This window comes from Burkholderia sp. SRS-25 (assembly GCF_004343765.1).
GTDB classification, from domain to species: Bacteria; Pseudomonadota; Gammaproteobacteria; order Burkholderiales; family Burkholderiaceae; genus Burkholderia; species Burkholderia contaminans.
Window position 1 is genome coordinate 194,201 of sequence record NZ_PTXM01000015.1, and the last position, 19,274, is coordinate 213,474.

The window sequence follows — 19,274 nt, forward strand, 5'->3', positions numbered from 1 at the left end:
GGCTACTTGCTGGCCGCGAGGCGCCGCAGAATTTCCGCACGCTCGGCGCTCAGCACATGGTCCGAGCCCTCGCCGCGGTCATAGCGTTTGGTCGTCCGGTACGAAAACCGCTTCCTGTACAGGCTGGTCGCGGGATCGAACACCCACGCGTCGACTTCGAAGAAGTGCTTGCCGAAATGATCCTCGTTGTCGGCCCACACGAAGTCCGCCCGAACGAACACCGGATAGGGCGACACGTCCGGCACCTTCCACATCGCGCGGTCGGCCGACTCCGTCTGGGTGACTTCCGGCATCAGGTTCTCGATCCTGCCGTTCGCGCCGTAACGCAGGATCGCCACGCGCTCCAGCATCCCGCTGCCGCCGCCCGAGAACATCCCCGAGAAGAACACCCAGGAACCGCCCGACGCAATCGGCAATCGTTCGGACCGTGGCGTCAGTCCGAACTGGTAAAACTCCTTCGGAGAATTGGGAAGCGGCGCAGGCGGCATCTGGAAACACGGCGCGCGATCAGGGAGCACGCAGAGTTTCGCGCCGGACAGCGGGAGCCCGTCGCTATCCGTCCGGCCCTCCGTCTGGGTGAAACGCGGGAAGGCCAGCTCGTTGGAGGCGGCTTGAACGCCCGTAACGCCAACGACGGAAAGGCCCAGGATCACCCCAAGCGTTTTACGGAACCCGCGCATGCACCTGCCCCCTTCTCTCATGTTTTGACAGGCGCGAATTGTCGATGATCCGGCCGGTTCTGTCGAATGAGCGTGCTTGACGTGGCGTCAGGTACGACGGAGAGCTACTCAGCCGCCCTCTCGTACAGTGACCAGACGATCCCGTCCGGTTTCAACCCGACGCGAATGAAGCCCAGCGACTCGTAGTAAGCGCAGAGCGTCACGTTCTCCACGGCGCAATCGAGTCGAACGAAACGCCGGTTCAGGCTGCTCACCTTGCGCCCGCACCAGTCGAGCATGAAGCTGCCGAGCCCTTGCCCGTTGAAAGCTTCCCGCACGCACAGCCCGTGCACATAGCCGGCGATCGGTTCCTGCGGCCCCCAGTGCGCGTCCTCGTCGAAGGCGAGCGAGAAACTTCCGGCCAACGCACCGTCCACTTCGACGACATACACGTCCTTTTGGGACACGTTGTTGCGTACCCACGCCTCGGAGAATCCGTCGCCTTCCTTGCCCCACACATGGTCGTCGTATGTGAGCTTCTTCGCGTGCGCGTCATTCCGGATTCGAGTCAGCGTCGGTACGTCGTCTGCCGTTGCCCTGCGGATGCTTCTCGGGGTCATCGCTCGTTTCTCCGTTGAGCCTTCATGTCGTGGCTCGAAAGCCGCCTTTTTGCAAAGGTGCGACGCGTTTATGAAGAAGCCACTGCCTGGAACCAGCGCGTACACGGGCCCGTGTAAATGAGCACGGTGGCGATCGCATTCGCAAAAAAGCCCACTTCGATCAGACTCACCCTGAAAGGAAATCCCACCACGATAAAAGCCAGCGTCGTGATGATCGTGAGCACGAGTTCCAGCATGCGCGCCAGCTTCTGCCGCTGGCAGAGGCCCACGATCAGGCCGGCGTTCAAAAAAAGCCAGGAGCCCTGGACTATCGCGACCAGCAAGATGCCTTGACGCATGAGCACGGCCTTCGCCGCGGATACCTGGCCTGCCTGATCGAAACCCATCATCACGAGCCAGACAGCGAATCCGACCTCGATGAGCCAGACAATCGTGAAGAGCGCGATCGCGTGACGGATCTGCCGCGGCGCATCGACGCGAAACGCCGGCATTGCCTTCAATTTGCTGATTGGCATCGTCTCTTTCAGGAAGCCTGCGCCTCCCGCCCCCGACAGTGTTGGTATCGTATTCGCCGCTTGTCGACATCACGCTGCAACGCGTGTCCGCCGGGTGTCGTACACCGGCGAGTCAGGTATTCAGACCTTGCCTGACGGACTCATAGATCCCCGCGCCAGCGTCAACGATGAACAAGAGCGCAATGACGACGCACACGACGCGCCAGACGCCGCGCAGACGGGTCACGCCAACATACATGCCCACGGCGCCGACACACAGCGTCAGGGGCCAGTAGATGGCACCGTAGATCATCGCGATGACGGGAAAAGGGATGTCAATGGCGATGTCGCTCATTCCGGAAAGCTCCGTTGCTTGTGCGGGGCGTGAGTTTGCTCATCGTTTCGGATGCATCGGTCACCTACGATTCATCGACGCGCGACGTCGCAAGCGGCCTGGCCTCCCCATTCTGCTCGCAAGGGATTCACCCCTCCGCCTGATGGCAAACCACCTCGATATTGTGTCCATCCGGCCCGATGACGAACGCCGCGTAGTAATTCGCGTGATAGTGCGGCCGCAGCCCCGGCGCGCCATGGTCCTTCCCGCCGGCCGCCAGCGCCGCGCGATAGAACGCGTCGACTTGCTGCCGGTTGTCGGCCACGAACGCGATGTGAAGGTGCGCCGGTTTCTCCGAGGTCTGGAACAGGCACAACGACGGCTTGCCCGGCGGAGAGATCTCGATGCCGTACGACGGCTCGCCCTCGCCCTGCACCACGACGCCAAGCGGCTCGAGCGCGCTCAGGTAAAACGCCTTGCTGGCTGCAAAGTCGGTCACGCCGAATTTGACATGGTCAAACATGACTCCCCCTCGGATAGATGGGTCTGCCGGCACCCGGATGGAATGTGGAAATCACCGCGATGTTGCCACAGGTGGCCGTCGCCGGCACACCCGCTCGCGATCGAACAAAAAAGGCCCGACACAGTCGGGCCAACGAGCGGGATACAAGGTCCTTGCAAATGCAGTCGCCGTCAGAACCGGCAGCGCCGGCCTTCATGCAAGCCGCGGAGACAACCAACGCCGCAACGGGCCCGATCAACGCGTGCTGCGCAAATGCAGCGTGAACCATTCCACTGCCGCCTGGCTGGTTGCTTCGAAGTGCTCGATATACGGCGTGAAGTGCCCACCCTTGATCATGAGCAGCCGCTTCGGCTCCAGCGCACTTCCCCACGCGTTGAGGCAAAGGTCGGTGGGCGTCAGCAGATCCTGGTCGGCCACGATCATCAGCAACGGGGTGGGCGAGATGCGATCGACATACTGGCCAGGCTCGTTCTCGCGCGACAGCTCGGCGCTGCGCAGCGTCACTTCGTTTTTCCAGTTCGGGGCGAACTGCGCTGCCGACTCGGTGAAGAACCGGTATGCATCCGCACCGGCCATCGCACAGGCGGTCGCGGGATCGGCGCTGACAGCCGGCAACATCGCCGGCGCGGCGCCCGCGAATCGCTGCCTGCGATCTTCATCGAAGCGAGCCAGCGCCGCCGGCACCAGATCGGAACGCGTACGACGCAACGCCGATTGATACCCGCTGATCGTCGGCACCTGCGACACCACGCATTTGACGCGCCGGTCGATCGCCGCGACTTCGAGCACGTGGCCGCCGCTGTAACTGGTGCCCCAGATGCCGATGCGTTCGGCGTCGACGTCCGGGCGCGTGAGCAGATAGCTGATCGCATCGCGATAGCCGCGCCTCTGTTGCACGGGGTCGATCTCCTGCCGCGGGTAGCCGTCGCTCGCGCCGAAATTCCGGTGATCGTAGAGCAGCACGCCAAAGCCGCCGGCGGCGAATACCTCGGCATAGCGGTCCAGATACTGTTCCTTTACGCCGGAGAAGCCGTGCGCCATCACGATGGCCGGATACGTCGCGGTATCGGCGATACGCTGCGCCGGCTCGTAGTACCAGCCTCGCAGCGTGGCACCTTCGGACTGGAATTCGATGTCGTGTCGCGTCATGTCGGCTTACCTCGTTCGGTGAGTGATTCGATGACCGACACGATAAGCGTGTGCGCCACGCCCTGCGTTTGCTGGAAAGACGTTTGCTACGCGGAATCGGACAGTTTCGCGTAAGCGCTGGGCGTCATGCCGGCAAACCGGCGAAACACGGTCGAGAAGGCGCTCGTGGTTTCGTAGCCGAGTTCGGCCGCCACGGTGATCACGGAGCGGCCCGATGCCAGCAGCGGGCGCGCGGCCGAAATCCGGGCCTGCTGGCGCCACTGGCTGAACGACAGCCCGGTTTCAGCCGTGAACAGCCGGGCCAGGGTCCGGCTCGACGCACCGACTTCATCGGCCCATTCCGTCAGCGTTCGCTGGTCGGCCGGATTCGCCAGAATCGCGTCGCAGACGCGGGCAAGGCGCCGGTCCTGGCCGGACGGCAGCCGCAACGGTTGCTCGGGCGACCACTCGATTTCGGCGAGCATGAGCTGGATGACGAGATCGTCGCGGCCGTCGGGAGGGATCTCGACCGGGAAAGACGACGCGCGCGCGATCAATTCACGCAGCAGCGGCGACACGTTGACCAGGCTTGGCTGATCCGGGGTTGCCGATCGGTACGCTTTCGGGTCGACGTAGGCGGTACGCATTTCGAGTTGCCCGTGGGCGCGCATCGCGTGCGGCAGGTCGGGCGGAATCCACAGTGCGCGATGCGGCGGGATCATCCACAGCGACTGGCACGCGACGACTTCGGCGATGCCGGTCGTCGTGTAGACGAGTTGTGCGCGGGAGTGCCGGTGCTCTGCGACGACGAAGCCGTCGGGGAAGGCTTTCGGCATGACGGCGGCGATGCCGGGTGCATGCTGGTAGTCGCGCGGGTCGGTGCTCTTCGTGACGGGTGCATTACCGGCACGCTTCGGGGCTGCCGTCGCGTTTCGCTCGTTCGCTTTACCGTGGCCGCGGCGCCCTTCGACCTTCATCGCTCGTCCTTTCCTGTGTGCGGAATCGCCGGGTCGTGCGATCCGGCGAATCGGACAGATGATACGGGAATGTTGGCCCTCTGGAATCCGGGAATGAAGCTGCGAATCGGTGATGCGATCGCGCTGCCGATTCGTTGTTGCGTGGACTCGATATGTCGCGCTGAACTCCCGGTTTCGCCGGTTGCAACAGCATGCTGCGCGATATTGGAAGTTCGATTCCGTGCTGCTATTGTGGTGCACCTTTTGAAGACTTCGGAGCGGGAGATACATGCCCTTGATCTTGCGTCGAGCGATTTCAGATGATGCCGCGGAAGTAGCCGAAGTCTATCTACGGTCGCGCAACACGCTGGCATCGTATGCGCCGCTTGCGCATTCGGAAGCCGCCGTCCGCGATTGGGTTGCCAACATGCTTGTGCCGTCGGGCAACGTCACCGTTGCCGTGAACGATAACCGCATCGTCGGCATGGCCGCACACGTTGTTGCTGATGGCGTGGCATGGCTTGACCAGTTGTATGTGCACCCCGAATTCAAGCGGCAAGGGATTGGTTCTGCGCTCCTCGAATCGGTGAAGTCGCAGACGGTTGGCAAGCTCCAGCTCTACACGTTCCAGATGAATCGCGATGCCGCTGCGTTTTACGAGCGGCAGGGGTTCGTGGCGATTGCATACAGCGACGGAAGCAGGAACGAGGAAGGGTGTCCTGACGTCTTGTACTGCCTGCCCCGGTAGCGCACGAAACGCCTGTATGCCCTGCGCAGACAAGTGCTCGCCCAAGGGTCCACCGGCATTGCCCTTGGAGCATGCTCATCAATGTAGCGGCCGACACCCCGCCGTCATCACCGCCGGCGGGTGCTCAGCTTGATTGCCCCTCGTCGGCGACGCGGACAAGCCACGCCGAAAAGCTCCCGGCGATGCGCTCGCGTCGCGCGTCATCATGCCAGACCCGAATCACTTGCCCCGGGAAACCGTCTTCCGCGGGATCGAGGTCGATACACAGATGATTGCCGCTGCCGTCATGCGTGAACGGAATCCACTTCAGGTTGTACCAGTCGTCCCTGATGCCCGGATCCGGCTCCGATTCCATACCGTCGAAATCGCCTCCGTCGACGAGACCTTTCCAGATACGCCATTGCGCGAGGATCTCGTGCGCGCTCAGCAGCGCATCACTTCCGGAAAATTCATTCCCCGAATCGGCCTGGCCGTCGTGAATGCGCAGGCTGTCGACGAATGCGTCAGGAAGTTGCGTTCCCAGCGCAGTCTGCAAGGCTGCGATCTCGTCGTCGGACGCCGGCCCGTTGAGGCCACCCGGCAGACGTGACGCGTCGGCGGCGAAGGCCGCTTCGAGCTGCCGCCATGTTTCGCGAAGATCGATGTTGCGCGCGTCGTCGGTATCGCGGGTCGTCACGCGGGCGTCGACCACCGGTGACGGTATGGCCGCCTCGACGGCTGCCTCCGCCACGGGGCGCGGCGGTTCACTGGCGAGGTCGCGGTCGAGACGCAGGAACAGCACGGACGACCCTGCTGCCAAGGGAAACTCCCCGGCGGGGATCGCGACGAGCACATCGGCACGAACGACGCCGCCGATCAGCCCGTAGGCATCGGACGGCAACAGGCGAACGACCAGGTTTCCGTCGACGCCGCGATGCAGATTGCCCCATCGCATCGCGTTCAGTCGGGCATCGCGCTCGACGCCGTGGTCGACGATCCCGGACTCCCAATGAGGCCCCGGTGTTGACGCGTGCTCGAGTGAATCGAGCACACGCGGCATGATCGCGTGCATCAGCATCGCCACTGCGCTCGTGTGGCCCGGCAGGTTGATCAGCGTGGCCTGATCGTAGCTGGTCAGGAGCGTCGTCCCGCCTTGCGTACCGTCCGGGCGCGTGAGCGTCAGCATGGTTTTCTTCGGCGGCGAGCGATTGTCGCTACGTCCGAAGTTGAAGCGATCAGCTGGCGTTTGCTTGATGTCGACAGTCGTTTCGTCGTAGGCGTACACCAACGGCATATTCAGCCCCAGATTCCGAAAGGGCGGCACGGCAGGCAGCCCGGCACCGACGATCAGGTCGTAACGCTGCGCGAGCTCGGCCAGTTTCTTCTTGAACGCGTATTCGTTCTGCTGCACCTCAAGCGGCGGCCGTGCCATGTCCGGCGGCTCGATGTACTCGACCGAACCCACCTCGTATCCCCAGCGCTGCAGTACCCCCCGGATGTACGGTCCGCTCGTGTCGGGCCGCTGCCAGCGCTCGCGAACGGTGCGGGTTGCGCACTGCTCATACCCGACGATCACCACGCCGATGCGCGGCCGTTTCGTCACCTCGATGTCGCGTACGCCTGCGGCCGTCAGCGCGATCTGCCGTTCGGCCGTTATCCGGCTGCCCCTGGGCAAGAGCAGGTTGCCTTGCCGAAATTCGCTGCCCGGTGCGATCACATGCTGGCCGGCGGATAGCGGCGCATGCAGCAGCAGAAACGATCGAGCGCCACGGTACGAAACCTCGAGGTCGCTTTTCGGGACGACGGCGTCGGCATTTTCCGGCAGCGGGAAATACGGTGGGACATCGACCGCACACTGCGCGCCGATTGCGCGAGCCGCCGGACTGCCGGCCGGCGAGGCAAGCGCGCGCCGGCTGAACTGGAATTCGAGCTCGACCGGTGCACCCTGCGCGGCATGCGCGGTATCGGATGCGCGCATCGCATAGCCTTCGACCGCAGCAAGCGGAACCGGCGGAACATTCTCGGGGGCGAAAACGTCCGCCGCCGTCACGCGCGTCAGCGCATCCTCGACCGGAATCGTCTCGGATTGCATCGCGCCCGGCACGACCCGTCGGCAGAGCTTGTAGGGCTGGTCGAGCCAGAAGGGGAAGTTCTCGTGATCGTTCATGGTGATGGGTGTTGTCATGCCGTGGTTCGAAGGATGCCTGCGAACCGCGGCACAGGTACGGTTATCGTCGCCCGTGGCTTAACGTCTTGCCGCAGACTGCGGAGAACCGACATCGACGTAGAACTGCTCCTGGTCGAGCACGCGCTGATTCAAATAGAAATTGCCGAGGAAAGCGCCCGCACGTCGATTATCACTCGCATCGATACGCTTGACCGATACTTCCGGATCCCTTGATGCGCCTTCCTCTGTCGAGGCAAACGGATACTCGTCGCAATCGCAATCGGACGGCGTTTCGTCCGGGTCGCCGGTGAACGTGCACTGGCCGGTGACCGAACCGAATTTCGCGACGCATTGCTGCTTGGACGTGTCCCGATTGGCCCGCCGGAGTGCTGCGTCGCGGGTGCGTGTCAGCGGCCTGGACGCAAAGGTATCCGGAAAGATCGTGCCATCGCCCATCGGTACGAACTTGCCGGGACGGCCGGCAGCTTGCGCCTCGCGGATATGGATCGCGGATTCGTCGACGTCGGGATTCGTGGCGACGATGGTACGCAGAACGGCCGGTGCGTCCGCGTAAATGCATCCTTGCGAGTTGCTCTTGACGAGCGCGACGTCGCATCGAATATTGGGAATATAGCCTGCGCCCGCGTAGGGATTCATGCTTGCGCCGTTCTCGAACGAGTCTCCCGATTTGGCCACCCGGTACTCGAGCGTCGGACTGAACCTGAGCGGATTACCGGATCCCATGTTGGGCGTGATCACCACCGATAGCTCGTTGGACAGCCCGCCAAGGGCGAGCGGCACGCCGGCATTGGGCGCAACCGTACAATCGGAGCCGCATTCGACGATCGGCTTGATCATCAGGCCGGGCGGATTGCCGGACAGGACCCGCGTGCGGAAGCGGAACGTCACCGGCCATGCGAGCTGGTTCGACGGATTGTCGGAATACGCATAGGCGTCAATCGCCACTCGGCCGATTTCATTGTTCTGGCCGTCTATCGCGACATAGACGAGCGGCTCGGTTTTCTGGCAGTAACTGGTCCGGCTCAACAGCGCATTCTTGCTCGTTTCGGTCCGGACCGTCGTGCAGACGGGCGAAACGTCCGTGGCGCTTTCCGCGTGGGCAGGAATCGCCGTCGCAAGCGCGAGCGCACCGGCAAACAGCCGGCCAAGCAGCATTCGATGCATCACATCCCTCCTGAAAATTCACCAATCGAAATGATTTATTTTGTCGCGACTCAATTTGAATATCGATTCGATTGAAAACAAACTGTTATATTTGTCAGGACGATGTAATTTATATTAACAAGACCCTATCCAGGTCGTTTCTTTTTCATAAACGATCCAATCCAATTCGACATTTATTGAATCCTTTTCCGATCCAGGCAGCGTCACGACGCGGCTCGCCGCGAGGCTGCGCCTGGATGACGTTTTGAGACCGCCCCGCACGGCGATTCCAGATCAATCGACTCCGGTTTCCCGAGTGGTCAAATCACTTTGAAACTATCGCATCAACAATTTCACCTGAAGCAGTCAATTTAAAAATGCATCCAGATATATTTCATTTTCCTTGCAATGACTGGAGAATGATGTAGGCTTGCTGGCGCCGTCATGAACTTCATACAAACCCTCTTCGTGGTTCATTTGACAATGCGCAATTTACCAAGTCGTTCCGCCTCGAATTCGATTCAATACTCCATTGGAATCCTGCTGATTGCGGCCAACCTTGCCGAAATCGCGCATGCGGCGCCAATCGAGACGTCGTTGCAACACTCGATCGGGCAGGCGCTTGAATCCCGATCGGGTGGGACGTTGAAGCTGCCGGCCCGGTCGGACGACAGCCTGGTCGAGGCAATAAAAACCGACGATGTTTCCGGATGGTTATTTGGCACTGCGACACAAATCCTGCGCGAGGATGAATCCGGCGATCCCGTCACGAAGCTGTTCATTGCGCGCTACGTGAATGGCCAATGGATCTCGGGTGTGGAGGGCAGCAGCAAGTTTGGCGAATTGCTCGATGCGGCGCCATCCACGCTGCTCGCGGCCGACGAGCGGAAAAACCTGGCGTCGAGACGCGCATCGCTTGCACCGCGATCGGCTGCATTGCCGCAACCGGGCCTTGCGTTGCCGTGGGAACCGAATGACGGGTGGTATTGGACGGGCGGTGCACACGGCTGGTCCGGACAAAGCAGGCCGTATAACTCCCTCGATTTCTCGGGTGGCAACGGCCGCGTGCTGGCGGCGCGTGACGGCTATCTGTACAAGAGCTGCGAGCGCGACGGCAGCGCCATCGTGAAAGTGGTTCACGACAATGGCTATGCGACGACTTATTACCACATGGTCCGGCTGACGTCGCTGAACAGCGGTACGCGTGTCCGTCAGGGGGAATATCTCGGCAGCGTCGGAAACGGCCTGCCGTGCGGCGGACAAACGACGGGGCCGCATGTTCACTTTTCATTGAGCAAGGATGGCAATGACGTGTCCGTCAATGGCATGACGATCGGCGGCTGGCAATTCTTCGAGGGCCCTTCGCCGTATTCCGGATACGCGGTTCGCAACCAGCGGCGCGTCTCCCCGCAGGCATGGCTGGTCAACTACGGGAGCGCGGATTCCGGCGATCCGTCCACGCCCGTCAGCGCGCGTGTACAGGCACCGGGCCCGGCGAATCTGCGCAGCGCGCCTTCATTGTCGGCGCCGGTCGTCGGTTCGCTCGAGAATGGGCGCACCGTGCAGCTCGCTTGTCACCAGTACGGCGACTCCGTGAATGGCAACTGGGGCGCCACGCGGCTCTGGTATCGACTCGACTCGAATCAATGGATCTCAGACGGATTCGTCTATACGGGCAGCAACGACCCGGTGGTGCCGGTATGCGTGAATTAGCGCAGGCGCACCGGCGCACACCGGGCCGCCGCACCGAGACAGGGAATACGACGCCTCAACGTTACGTGATCCGCAGAAACATCCCCGCCTTCTCAGGCAACACCGACGATTGAAAACCGTAGCGCTCGTAGAACTTCGGTGTCCCGTGATCCGCCATCAGGCTGACGTAGGCGGTCGGCGGCGCGTGCTCGTGAACGTAGCCCATGAGTGCCCGCATGATCAGGTCGCCCACGCCCTTCTTCTGGTGAGCGGGCAACACCGCGATATCGACGATCTCGAAGAAGCAGCCGCCGTCGCCGATTACGCGGCCAATGCCAACCGGATCGCTGTCGCAGTAGGCAACGACGCTGAAAAGACCATTCTTCAGCCCGATCGTCGCAGCCTGTTCCGACTTTCTGCTCAACCCGGCGGCAAGACGAATGCCGATGTAGTCGGATACCGACGGGACTTCCTGTCGAACGACGTATGCCATGCGAACCCTTCAGGTTAGCTACACAGACCAATGGGCCGACCTCGCTGCGCATGAGTCCGTCGAACCCTGAGCCCGAACGCGCGCATCAGACAAGACCATGACCATCGATCCAGCGAGACAGCAGGCCACGGGCGCGCACACCCACCGTCCACTGCCTCGCCAAATCCGCCAAGCGCCTTAAAGAATCCGGTTCAACGCATCAGCAAACCGCGCAACCGCCCCATCGACATCATGCAGCTTGTCGAGGCCGAACAACCCGAGACGGAAGGTCTTGAAGTCCTCCCCCTCGTCACATTGCAACGGCACGCCGGCCGCAATCTGCAACCCGACGTCGGCAAACTTCTTCCCGGTTCGAATCCCGTCGTCGTCCGTATAACTGACCACGACACCCGGTGCCTCGAACCCTTGCGCCGCCACGCTCCGGAAACCCTTCTCGGCCAGCAACGCACGAATCCGCTTGCCCAGCTCGAGCTGCTCCTCTTTCACCTTGTCGAAGCCGTACGCCTCGGTTTCCTTCATCACGTCGCGCAGCGTCGCAAGGCTGTCCGTCGGCATCGTCGCGTGGTAAGCGAACCCGCCGCCTTCATAGGCCTCCATGATCTGCAGCCACTTGCGCAGATCGCACGCGAAGCTGGTGCTGGTCGTGCCGTCGATACGTTCGCGGGCCTGCTCGCCGAGCATGACCATCGCGCAACACGGCGACGCGCTCCAGCCCTTCTGCGGCGCGCTGATCAGGATATCGACGCCGCTCGCCTGCATGTCGACCCACACCGTGCCGGACGCGATGCAATCCAGCACGAACATGCCGCCGACCGCATGCACGGCGTCGGACACCGCGCGCAGATACCCGTCGGGCAACATCATCCCGGACGCGGTTTCGACGTGCGGCGCAAAGACCAGATCCGGCTTGTGTTCGTTGATCGCGGCGACCACTTCGTCGATCGGCGCCGGCGCATACGCGGCCTGCCGTCCCGCCTCGACCGGGCGCGCCTTCAGCACCGTCGTTTCGGACGGGATGCTGCCCATGTCGAAGATCTGCGACCAGCGGAAGCTGAACCAGCCGTTGCGGATGACGAGACACTTCTTGTTCGTGGCGAACTGCCGCGCGACGGCCTCCATGCCGAACGTCCCGCTGCCGGGGACGATCACGACGGACTTCGCGTTGTAGACCTTCTTCAGCGTGCCGGAGATGTCGCGCATGACGCCCTGAAAGCGCTGCGACATATGGTTGACCGAGCGATCGGTGTACACCACCGAATATTCGAGGAGCCCCTCGCGGTCAACATCGGGAAGTAATCCTGGCATGCTCGCCTCCGGTGAAAGATGAACGATGAAATCTGGGCGAGCAGTGTCCGTGATGCGATACCGCGCTGCACCCATGCAATTGCGTTATTTTCTCGACGAAAGCAGATTCTAACGAAGGCCGTGCGCCGCTTGGGGCATATTTTGTCGGCTGCCCGGCGCAAGTGGACGTGGCGCGCTGCCAGCCCGCGCGCCGCGCTGCAACGGAGCCACCGCGGCCCCCGGCTGAATCGCCCGCCCGGTGGCCGTCCTCGCCGGCCGTTGCAGCGCACGAAGCCCACGAAGCCCTGTTCCATGCATGGATAAATGGCACTTCCGCCGCGCGCCGCCTACCATGTCTGCTCCCCCTTCACGACAGAGTCTTCGATGATCCCCAACCGAGCATCATCACAGCAGCCGTCGGCCGATCCCGCGCTTGCCGAGCGCGTCGATGCGGTACTGTCCCGCCAACTCGAATTGCAACGCCTCGTCGGCGTGGTCGTCCTGGTCGCACGCGACGGCGAGCTCGTCTATCACCGCGCGGCCGGGTTCGCCGACCGGGAAGCACGCACGCCGATGCAGGAGGACACGCTGTTCAGGCTCGCGTCGGTGACGAAGCCGATCGTCTCGGCGGCCGCCATGGCGCTCGTCGCGCAGCGCAAGCTGTCGCTCGACGACGACGTCACGCGCTGGCTGCCCGAATTCCGTCCGGCGCTGCGTGACGGCAGCGTGCCGGTGATCAAGGTGCGCCACCTGCTCACGCATACCGCCGGCCTCGGCTATCGCTACGCGGAACCCGACGCGACGTGCGCGTATGCACGCGCGGGCGTCTCGGACGGGCTCGATGGCGCATCGGTCACGCTCGCCGAGAACATGCGCAGGATCGCGAGCGTGCCGTTGCAGTACGCGCCCGGCACCGGCTGGAACTACTCGCTCTCCATCGACGTGGTCGGCGCGGTGATCGAGGCCGCCAGCGGGCTGCCGCTCGCCGATGCGGTCGATGCACTGGTGCTTCGCCCGCTCGGCACGCGCGACACGGGATTCGTCGCACGCGACGCCGCGCGGCTCGCGACACCTTACGTCAACGACACGCCGCAGCCGCACCGGCTCGCCGAGAACGAAGTCGTACCCATCTACGAAGGCTCCATCGGCGTGACGTACTCGCCGTCGCGCGCGCTCAACAAGGATGCGTTCGCATCGGGCGGCGCCGGGATGGTCGGCACCGCCGGCGACGTGCTGAACGTGCTGGACACGCTGCGGGCAGGTGGCGGCGCCATTCTGCCGGCCGAACTGGTCGACGAGATGGGCCGCATCCACACCGGCAACCTCGAGTTGCCCGACCTGCCGGGCGCGGGTTACGGAATCGGGTTTTCCGTGTTGCGCGACCCGCGCGCGGCGCTGTCGCCGGAGTCGCCCGGCACGTGGCGCTGGGGCGGCGTCTATGGTCATTCGTGGTTCGTCGACCGCGCACGCGGGCTCACCGTCGTGTCGCTGTCGAACACGCTCTACGAAGGGATGAACGGCCCGTACACGCTCGATCTGCGCGACGCGATCTACGGCGTCGGCTGACACGCGCAATCGCACCCGCAATCGCGCTCACAATTGCACGCGCAACAAAAAAGGCCCGACACGGTCGGGCCAATGAGGTGAGACACAAGGAGAATCCCGCCCACCACACCGGGCGGGGTACGCCGCGCTACACGACGTTCTTTTCGACGATCGGCCGGTTCTCCAGCACACGCGCCCAGCCGAGCGTCGACAGGTCGAGCGTGTCGTAACGCCCGCCCAGAATGAGTTCACTGACGCCGCGCCCCGTCGCCGGCCCCTGCTGCAGCCCGTGGCCGCTGTAGCCGTTCGCGAACACGACGTTGTCGAGTTCCGGGTGATACCCGATGATCGCGTTGTGGTCGAACACGTTGTACTCGTAGTACCCCGACCAGCAGTTCTCCACGCGCAGCGCCTCGAACTCCGGCACGCGGTTCGCGAGCGTCGGCCAGATCACCTCGTCGAACAGGTCGTGGTCGACTTCGTCGAGCGGCAGGTCGTCCGGGTCGCGATCCGGGCTCGGCGACGTCCCGCAGATATACGTGCGCCCTTCCGGCCGGAAATACACGCCGGTCGGGTCGATCAGCAGCGGGCAATCCGTGAGCTTCGCCGGCGACGACACGTTGAAGATGCTGCGGCGCCGCGCATACACGGGAATGTCGATGCCCATCATCGACGACAGCGTGCGCGTCCACGCTCCGGCCGCGTTCACGAGCGTGTCGCACGCGTAGCGTTCGCCGTCGGCCGTGACCACGTGCGTCACCTTGCGGCCGTCGCGCACCACGTCCTTCACATCGGACGGCACGTAGCGCGCACCGAGCGCCTGCGCCTTCTTGCGCAGCGCCTGCACGAGCCCGTAGCCGTCGAACCAGCCTTCGCCGCTCACGCCGTACGCACCCGACACGAGATCGTCGACGTTCAGCCACGGAAACTTCGCGCGCAGCGCATCGCGGTCCATCAGCCGGATATCCGCGCCGAGGCTCGTCTGCAGCGCGTGGTTCTCGCGCAGCGTCGCGTCGCCGGCCGGCGTCGCGAGGAACAGGTAGCCGCCTTCGTGCAGGTCGATCGACGGCTGGTGGCCGTCCACTTCGAGGCGCTCGCCGATCGTGCGCAGGAAGTCGATGCCGAACAGCGACATCTCGATCGACAGCGGCGTCGAGAACTGCTGGCGAATCGATGCGGCCGACAACGCCGACGACGATCGCGCATAGGTGGGGTCGCGCTCGATCACGGTCACGGAGACCGTGGGATCGGTGGCGCGCAGGAAATAGGCGATCGAGCTGCCGATCACACCACCGCCGACGATGACGACTTGAGAACTCACGACTGACTCCAGTTGCACATATCGGGCGCGGCCAGCCGGCCCCGCCCATGGGTTGTTCGTGCCGCGTCACGCGCGGCGTCGCGCGGGCAGACTCGTGCGGCTGCCACACCGGCGTACGCCGCGATCGCACCCGATCGCTGCTGGCATTTCAGCACGTCCGGCGCCGCCGCGAAAGTCCGCGCGCGGGTGGCGTTCAATCCGCCGATTGCGTCGTGACGGGCTGCCACGCGGCGTTCTTCACCTCATACAGCGTCGAGCTCGGGTTCTTCAGGTCGCCCGTGTTCGTGAACGCGATCGTGCCCGTGATGCCGTCGTAGCGCGTGCCCTTCAGCGCGCCGTTGAAATCGGCCGGCTTCGTCGAGTTCGCCTTCTGCATCGCATTGATCGCGATCCATGTCGCGTCGTACGCGAACGGCGCATACGCGAGCATGTCGATGCCGTACTTCTGCTTGAATTTCGTTTCGAACTGCTTGCCCTTCGCAAGACGCGACAGCGGCTGCCCGTATTCCCACACGGACGCGCCTTCAGCCGCATTGCCGGCCAGCTTGATGAAGTTCGCGTTCATCACGCCGCCGCCCGCGAGGAACTGCGCGCGGATGCCGAGCTGGCGCATGCGCTTCACGAGCATCGCGGCCTGCGCGTCGAGGCCGCCGAAGAACACGAGGTCGGCATTGGTGCTCTTGATCTTCGTGAGCTGCGCGCTGAAATCCACCGCCTTGTCGTTCGTGAATTCGCGCGCGACGATCGTGCCGCCGTTCGCCTTCACGGACTTCTCGAATTCGTCGGCTTCGCCCTGGCCGAACGCGGTGCGGTCGTCGATGATCGCGATGCGCTTCGCCTTGGTCACGCTCGCCGCATAGGCGCCTGCGTTGCCGGCGTTCTGCGTGTCGGTCGCGATCACGCGGTACACGGTGCCGAGCCCGGCGCGCGTGATGTCGGGATTGGTCGCCGACGGCGTGATCATCGGAATGCCGGCCTTCGCGTAGATCTTCGACGCGGGCAGCGTCGTGCCCGAGTTGAAGTGGCCGATCACGACGGCCACCTGCGCGTCGGCGAGCTGCTGCGCGGCCTGCACGCCGGTGCGCGGATCGCTCTGGTCGTCCTGCGACGCGACGACGAACTTCACGGGCTTGCCGCCCACCGTCGTATGCGCGGCATTCGCTTCGTCGACGGCCATGCGCACGCCGTTCTCGATGTCCTTGCCGTAGGCGGCGCCGCCGCCCGTCAGCGGGCCGGCCACACCGACCTTGACGACCGTCTCCTGCGCGTGAACCGCGCCGGTCTGGAGCGCGAGGATCGCGGCGGTCAATGCGACGCCGGAAAGCGAACGAATGCGGAACGTCATGACAATCCTTGTTCTGGGGGCCGGGATGCAACGCGCGACTGCCGCGCGTCGGCAACCTCCCGCGTGCCGGTCATGTCGCCCGCCTGCGGAGCGTCGCAACGCCCTTATCGGCCGGTCGATCGCCGCGGCTCCGTCTCCGAAGAGCCTTTCATCGCGAAAGAGGTGAATGGATTGTGGGTAGCCAATACCCGTGCAGCAAACGAAATATCGGAACTATGTTGTGAGGATTTGTCATCAAGTTCCGCGTTCGCGGGCGGCGCGCGGCCCACGCAACGGTGGGCCGCGGGTAAACCGGCGCCGCGGAATACCGCGCCGGCGCCCGGCCATCAAGGGCGGCCGTGGTCATGCCGGCGGCGCATCATCGTTGCGATGACGGCCCGGCCGGCCATCGCGACGCCCGCGGCGCCGCGTCATCGGTCAGTGCCGATCGGTGCCCGTCTGCTTGCGCACCGCATCGGCTGCCTCGCCGGCCTGCTCCTGCATCTTGCCGGCCTCTTGTTCAGCGACGCCTTCCGCTTCCGCCTTGCGGTCGCCCGTGACCTTGCCGAGCGCTTCCTTGACCGAACCCCTGACCTGCTTGAGCTTGCCTTCGATGCGATTCCTGTCCATGGTCGTCTCCTGCGATGGTTGGGGAGAGCCGGCGATGCGACGGGCTGCGCCGCACCGCCGAGTGGACAGGATCGCAAGCGGGCGCCGCGCGCGGCAGATGCGGATGCACCAGCGCGCATGGTGCATTCGTACCGACTGGGTCAGCCCTTGTCCTTCGTGCCGCCCTTCTCGCCGCGCGCGCCGTTCGCTTCGGCCGCGCCGACGATCCCGCGTTCGCGCGCCCACACGATCGCCTCGCCGCGGCTGTGCACGTCGAGCTTCGCGTAGATCGTCGCGACGTGATTGCGCACCGTGTTCGGCGCGAGCCCGAGGCGGCCGGCGATCTCCTTGTCGGCAAGACCGTGGCACAGCAGGTCGAACACGTCGCGCTCGCGTGCGGTCAGGTCCGACAGCTGGGCGCCCGCATCCGGCGCATTCGCACGCCGCACGTTCGCGAGCTTCTCGATCAGCGTGCGGCTGAACCACGATGCATCCTGCATCGCCGTCTCGATCGCGTAGACGAGCTCCATCTCCGTGCGCTTGCGGTCGCTGATGTCGAGCAGTGCGACGAGCAGGCAGTCGCGCCCGTGAATCGCGACGGGATCGGCCGACACGACGCAATCGCGCACGTCGCCTTCACGCGTGCGGATCTGCACGTCGGCGTTGCGCACGCTGCCGTCGTGCGCGAGCTGGCCTTCGATGCGCTGCCATGCGCCGCGCTCGGCCCATAGCCCGATCTCGTCCGCGGATTTGCCGAGCAGGTCGTCCTGCGCGTAGCCCGTCATCGCGGCGAACGCGCCGTTCACGTCGAGCAATTCGAAGCGGTCGGCCGTGACGATCGCGGTGGGGACCGGCGCCATCCGGAACGCCGTCGCGAAGCGTTCCTCGCTCTGCCGCAGCGCGCGCTCGGCCTGCTTGCGCGGCTCGAGATCCATGAACGTGAACAGCATGCATGCCTCGTCGTTCATGTCGATCGGCTGCCCGGCGACGACCACCGCTTTCGTGCTGCCGTCCGCGAGCTTCAGCACGGCCTCCATCTGCGGGATCGTCGCGCCCTCGCCGAGCCGCTCGATCGCGAGTTCGCGCCGCTCGGCCTGGTCGAGCACGTCGATCTCGTACACCGAGCGGCCGAGCACGTCTTCACGCGCGTGGCCGGTCATGTCGAGAAAGCCCTGGTTGACCTTCACGTAACGCAGGTCGTCGAGCCGGCAGATCACGGCCGGCGCCGGATTCGCGTTGAAGGTGCGCTCGAAGCGCTCCTCGGCGCTCGCCCACTCGGTCGCGTCGTGCAGCACGAGCGCGAGGCAATCGGGTTCGCCGGCCGCGTTCGTCAGCACGAGGCTGCGGATGCGGTGGACCCAGCTCATGGTTTCGTCGGCGGCCGATTCGACTTCGACCGTCACGTCGCTGAACTCCTCGCCCGCGATCACGCGATCCATCGGATAGTGGCCGTCGCGCACCGGGTGGTTGTTCCGGTAGCGCAGCCGGAAGCGCTCGCGGTAATCGGTGACGGTCGCGCCGAGCGCCTTCAGCTCGGTCACGCCGTGCATCGCGAGCGCGGCCTCGTTCGCCCAGACGATCCGCTGGTCGGGCTCGATCAGGATCACGCCCTCGGTGAGCCCCGCGATGATCTGGTGCAGCTGACGCCGGTCGGTATGCGACTTGAGCGCCTGTTCGTTTACCTGTTCGTTCATCGAATGGTTGTCCCTGTCGTCAGCATGACTGCCGGCCCGGTTGCCGCTACGTCGACACGCGCCGGCCGGCGCATGTGGCGATGATCGCGTGCCGCACCGGTGCACGACAGTCACGGATGCACTATTCGTCATAGTACATGCGCACGGCCTGCCCCACCGTGCGCTGTCCCGCCGATCCCCGAAGCATCCACCGCACCTGCTTTCCGCACGTCCCGGCCGACAGGCGCGCCGCCTCCCCCTTCTCGACGCCCCGTGCAAACGCACTAGCCGATCAGGTGAATTTGCGCGATGTCCGCGCACGTTCGCCTCGGTACTCTGGTACTGCATCGGCGCTCATGCGCTGCCTTCCGAACCAGAGAGGGAGAAGCACGATGAAGCTGCACCAGACACCCGATCCGACGCGGCCCGAACCGGCCCCGGACAATCCGCCCGAACCACCGCCCGGCACCGATCCGCCGGTTCCGCTGCCGCCCGACGTGCCGCGCCCGGACATGCCGCCGCGCGAGCCCGGCTACGACACGCCGATCGCCCATTGATCCG

At 64.4% G+C, this 19,274-nt stretch carries 19 protein-coding genes; 4 read left to right on the plus strand and 15 right to left on the minus strand.

The features are described 5' to 3' along the window. Positions 1–2: 2 nt before the first annotated feature. From C5O79_RS21605 to C5O79_RS21635, 7 genes are all read right to left on the minus strand, one after another. The gene (locus C5O79_RS21605; RefSeq protein WP_122474857.1) at positions 3–680 is read right to left on the minus strand and encodes a hypothetical protein; all 678 of its coding nucleotides are present in this window, start codon (positions 678–680) and stop codon (positions 3–5) included. Positions 681–784: 104 nt separating this feature from the next. Then, complete coding sequence (locus C5O79_RS21610; RefSeq protein WP_122474855.1) at positions 785–1,279, minus strand: GNAT family N-acetyltransferase; 495 nt, start codon at positions 1,277–1,279, stop codon at positions 785–787. Positions 1,280–1,347: 68 nt separating this feature from the next. Beyond that, positions 1,348–1,794, minus strand: a complete 447-nt coding sequence (locus tag C5O79_RS21615; protein ID WP_124493497.1) for a hypothetical protein — start codon at positions 1,792–1,794, stop codon at positions 1,348–1,350. A gap of 112 nt (positions 1,795–1,906) precedes the next feature. Further along, a complete protein-coding gene (locus C5O79_RS21620) occupies positions 1,907–2,128 on the minus strand; it encodes a hypothetical protein (protein ID WP_046549211.1) in 222 nt (73 codons plus the stop codon). A gap of 127 nt (positions 2,129–2,255) precedes the next feature. Further along, a complete protein-coding gene (locus tag C5O79_RS21625; RefSeq protein ID WP_046549210.1) occupies positions 2,256–2,630 on the minus strand; it encodes a VOC family protein in 375 nt (124 codons plus the stop codon). Between the two features lie 234 nt (positions 2,631–2,864). After that, a complete protein-coding gene (locus C5O79_RS21630; RefSeq protein WP_122474853.1) occupies positions 2,865–3,779 on the minus strand; it encodes an alpha/beta hydrolase in 915 nt (304 codons plus the stop codon). Positions 3,780–3,865: 86 nt separating this feature from the next. Beyond that, positions 3,866–5,005, minus strand: coding sequence for a helix-turn-helix transcriptional regulator (locus C5O79_RS21635; RefSeq protein WP_236862368.1), 1,140 nt, complete (start codon positions 5,003–5,005; stop codon positions 3,866–3,868). Between C5O79_RS21635 and C5O79_RS21640 the strand changes: the two genes are divergently transcribed. After that, positions 5,004–5,462, plus strand: coding sequence for a GNAT family N-acetyltransferase (locus C5O79_RS21640; protein ID WP_047851852.1), 459 nt, complete (start codon positions 5,004–5,006; stop codon positions 5,460–5,462). The two genes, C5O79_RS21635 and C5O79_RS21640, sit on opposite strands and share 2 nt — an antisense overlap. A 124-nt stretch (positions 5,463–5,586) precedes the next feature. On the opposite strand, the gene C5O79_RS21645 is transcribed toward C5O79_RS21640, so the two are convergent. Beyond that, positions 5,587–7,626, minus strand: coding sequence for an SMI1/KNR4 family protein (locus C5O79_RS21645; protein WP_236862367.1), 2,040 nt, complete (start codon positions 7,624–7,626; stop codon positions 5,587–5,589). 60 nt (positions 7,627–7,686) lie between these two features. Further along, positions 7,687–8,793 carry a NucA/NucB deoxyribonuclease domain-containing protein gene (locus C5O79_RS21650; RefSeq protein WP_240687916.1) on the minus strand — a complete coding sequence of 369 codons (1,107 nt, stop codon included), beginning with the start codon at positions 8,791–8,793 and terminating at the stop codon, positions 7,687–7,689. Positions 8,794–9,255: 462 nt separating this feature from the next. Here C5O79_RS21650 and C5O79_RS21655 point away from each other — a divergent pair, with 462 nt between their 5' ends. Next, positions 9,256–10,485: a peptidoglycan DD-metalloendopeptidase family protein gene (locus C5O79_RS21655; protein ID WP_047851853.1), complete on the plus strand. Its 1,230-nt coding sequence runs from the start codon at positions 9,256–9,258 to the stop codon at positions 10,483–10,485. Between the two features lie 61 nt (positions 10,486–10,546). Here C5O79_RS21655 and C5O79_RS21660 read toward each other — a convergent pair whose 3' ends face one another. Together C5O79_RS21660 and C5O79_RS21665 are read right to left on the minus strand one after the other, a co-directional pair. Beyond that, entirely contained in the window at positions 10,547–10,957 is a 411-nt protein-coding gene (locus C5O79_RS21660; RefSeq protein ID WP_046549206.1) for a GNAT family N-acetyltransferase, read from the minus strand. A 177-nt stretch (positions 10,958–11,134) separates the two neighbouring features. Beyond that, on the minus strand, positions 11,135–12,262 hold the full coding sequence (locus tag C5O79_RS21665; protein ID WP_046549205.1) for an aminotransferase class V-fold PLP-dependent enzyme: 1,128 nt from the start codon (positions 12,260–12,262) through the stop codon (positions 11,135–11,137). A 363-nt stretch (positions 12,263–12,625) separates the two neighbouring features. On the opposite strand from C5O79_RS21665, the gene C5O79_RS21670 reads away from it, so the two are divergent. Next, entirely contained in the window at positions 12,626–13,807 is a 1,182-nt protein-coding gene (locus tag C5O79_RS21670) for a serine hydrolase domain-containing protein (RefSeq protein WP_122474846.1), read from the plus strand. Positions 13,808–13,934: 127 nt separating this feature from the next. On the opposite strand, the gene C5O79_RS21675 is transcribed toward C5O79_RS21670, so the two are convergent. From C5O79_RS21675 to C5O79_RS21700, 4 genes are all read right to left on the minus strand, one after another. After that, positions 13,935–15,107: an FAD-binding oxidoreductase gene (locus C5O79_RS21675; protein ID WP_039354247.1), complete on the minus strand. Its 1,173-nt coding sequence runs from the start codon at positions 15,105–15,107 to the stop codon at positions 13,935–13,937. A 193-nt stretch (positions 15,108–15,300) separates the two neighbouring features. Then, the gene (locus C5O79_RS21685) at positions 15,301–16,452 is read right to left on the minus strand and encodes a branched-chain amino acid ABC transporter substrate-binding protein (protein WP_046549203.1); all 1,152 of its coding nucleotides are present in this window, start codon (positions 16,450–16,452) and stop codon (positions 15,301–15,303) included. A 417-nt stretch (positions 16,453–16,869) separates the two neighbouring features. After that, complete coding sequence (locus C5O79_RS21695) at positions 16,870–17,061, minus strand: CsbD family protein (RefSeq protein ID WP_046549202.1); 192 nt, start codon at positions 17,059–17,061, stop codon at positions 16,870–16,872. Positions 17,062–17,201: 140 nt separating this feature from the next. Continuing rightward, a complete protein-coding gene (locus C5O79_RS21700; protein WP_131931701.1) occupies positions 17,202–18,734 on the minus strand; it encodes a helix-turn-helix transcriptional regulator in 1,533 nt (510 codons plus the stop codon). A 371-nt stretch (positions 18,735–19,105) separates the two neighbouring features. Between C5O79_RS21700 and C5O79_RS38195 the strand changes: the two genes are divergently transcribed. After that, a complete protein-coding gene (locus C5O79_RS38195) occupies positions 19,106–19,270 on the plus strand; it encodes a hypothetical protein (RefSeq protein ID WP_163009010.1) in 165 nt (54 codons plus the stop codon). Positions 19,271–19,274 lie beyond the last annotated feature (4 nt).

Excerpts from the sequence above, each read along its gene's own strand:
- C5O79_RS21660 (WP_046549206.1), bottom strand. The coding sequence starts at position 10,957 with ATGGCATACGTCGTTCGACAGGAAGTCCCGTCGGTATCCGACTACATC.
- C5O79_RS21685 (WP_046549203.1), bottom strand. The coding sequence starts at position 16,452 with ATGACGTTCCGCATTCGTTCGCTTTCCGGCGTCGCATTGACCGCCGCG.
- C5O79_RS21635 (WP_236862368.1), bottom strand. The coding sequence starts at position 5,005 with ATGTATCTCCCGCTCCGAAGTCTTCAAAAGGTGCACCACAATAGCAGC.
- C5O79_RS21630 (WP_122474853.1), bottom strand. The coding sequence starts at position 3,779 with ATGACGCGACACGACATCGAATTCCAGTCCGAAGGTGCCACGCTGCGA.
- C5O79_RS21640 (WP_047851852.1), top strand. The coding sequence starts at position 5,004 with ATGCCCTTGATCTTGCGTCGAGCGATTTCAGATGATGCCGCGGAAGTA.
- C5O79_RS21700 (WP_131931701.1), bottom strand. The coding sequence starts at position 18,734 with ATGAACGAACAGGTAAACGAACAGGCGCTCAAGTCGCATACCGACCGG.
- C5O79_RS21650 (WP_240687916.1), bottom strand. The coding sequence starts at position 8,793 with ATGCATCGAATGCTGCTTGGCCGGCTGTTTGCCGGTGCGCTCGCGCTT.
- C5O79_RS21655 (WP_047851853.1), top strand. The coding sequence starts at position 9,256 with ATGCGCAATTTACCAAGTCGTTCCGCCTCGAATTCGATTCAATACTCC.
- C5O79_RS38195 (WP_163009010.1), top strand. The coding sequence starts at position 19,106 with ATGAAGCTGCACCAGACACCCGATCCGACGCGGCCCGAACCGGCCCCG.
- C5O79_RS21625 (WP_046549210.1), bottom strand. The coding sequence starts at position 2,630 with ATGTTTGACCATGTCAAATTCGGCGTGACCGACTTTGCAGCCAGCAAG.
- C5O79_RS21610 (WP_122474855.1), bottom strand. The coding sequence starts at position 1,279 with ATGACCCCGAGAAGCATCCGCAGGGCAACGGCAGACGACGTACCGACG.
- C5O79_RS21605 (WP_122474857.1), bottom strand. The coding sequence starts at position 680 with ATGCGCGGGTTCCGTAAAACGCTTGGGGTGATCCTGGGCCTTTCCGTC.
- C5O79_RS21645 (WP_236862367.1), bottom strand. The coding sequence starts at position 7,626 with ATGACAACACCCATCACCATGAACGATCACGAGAACTTCCCCTTCTGG.
- C5O79_RS21670 (WP_122474846.1), top strand. The coding sequence starts at position 12,626 with ATGATCCCCAACCGAGCATCATCACAGCAGCCGTCGGCCGATCCCGCG.
- C5O79_RS21620 (WP_046549211.1), bottom strand. The coding sequence starts at position 2,128 with ATGAGCGACATCGCCATTGACATCCCTTTTCCCGTCATCGCGATGATC.
- C5O79_RS21665 (WP_046549205.1), bottom strand. The coding sequence starts at position 12,262 with ATGCCAGGATTACTTCCCGATGTTGACCGCGAGGGGCTCCTCGAATAT.
- C5O79_RS21615 (WP_124493497.1), bottom strand. The coding sequence starts at position 1,794 with ATGCCAATCAGCAAATTGAAGGCAATGCCGGCGTTTCGCGTCGATGCG.
- C5O79_RS21695 (WP_046549202.1), bottom strand. The coding sequence starts at position 17,061 with ATGGACAGGAATCGCATCGAAGGCAAGCTCAAGCAGGTCAGGGGTTCG.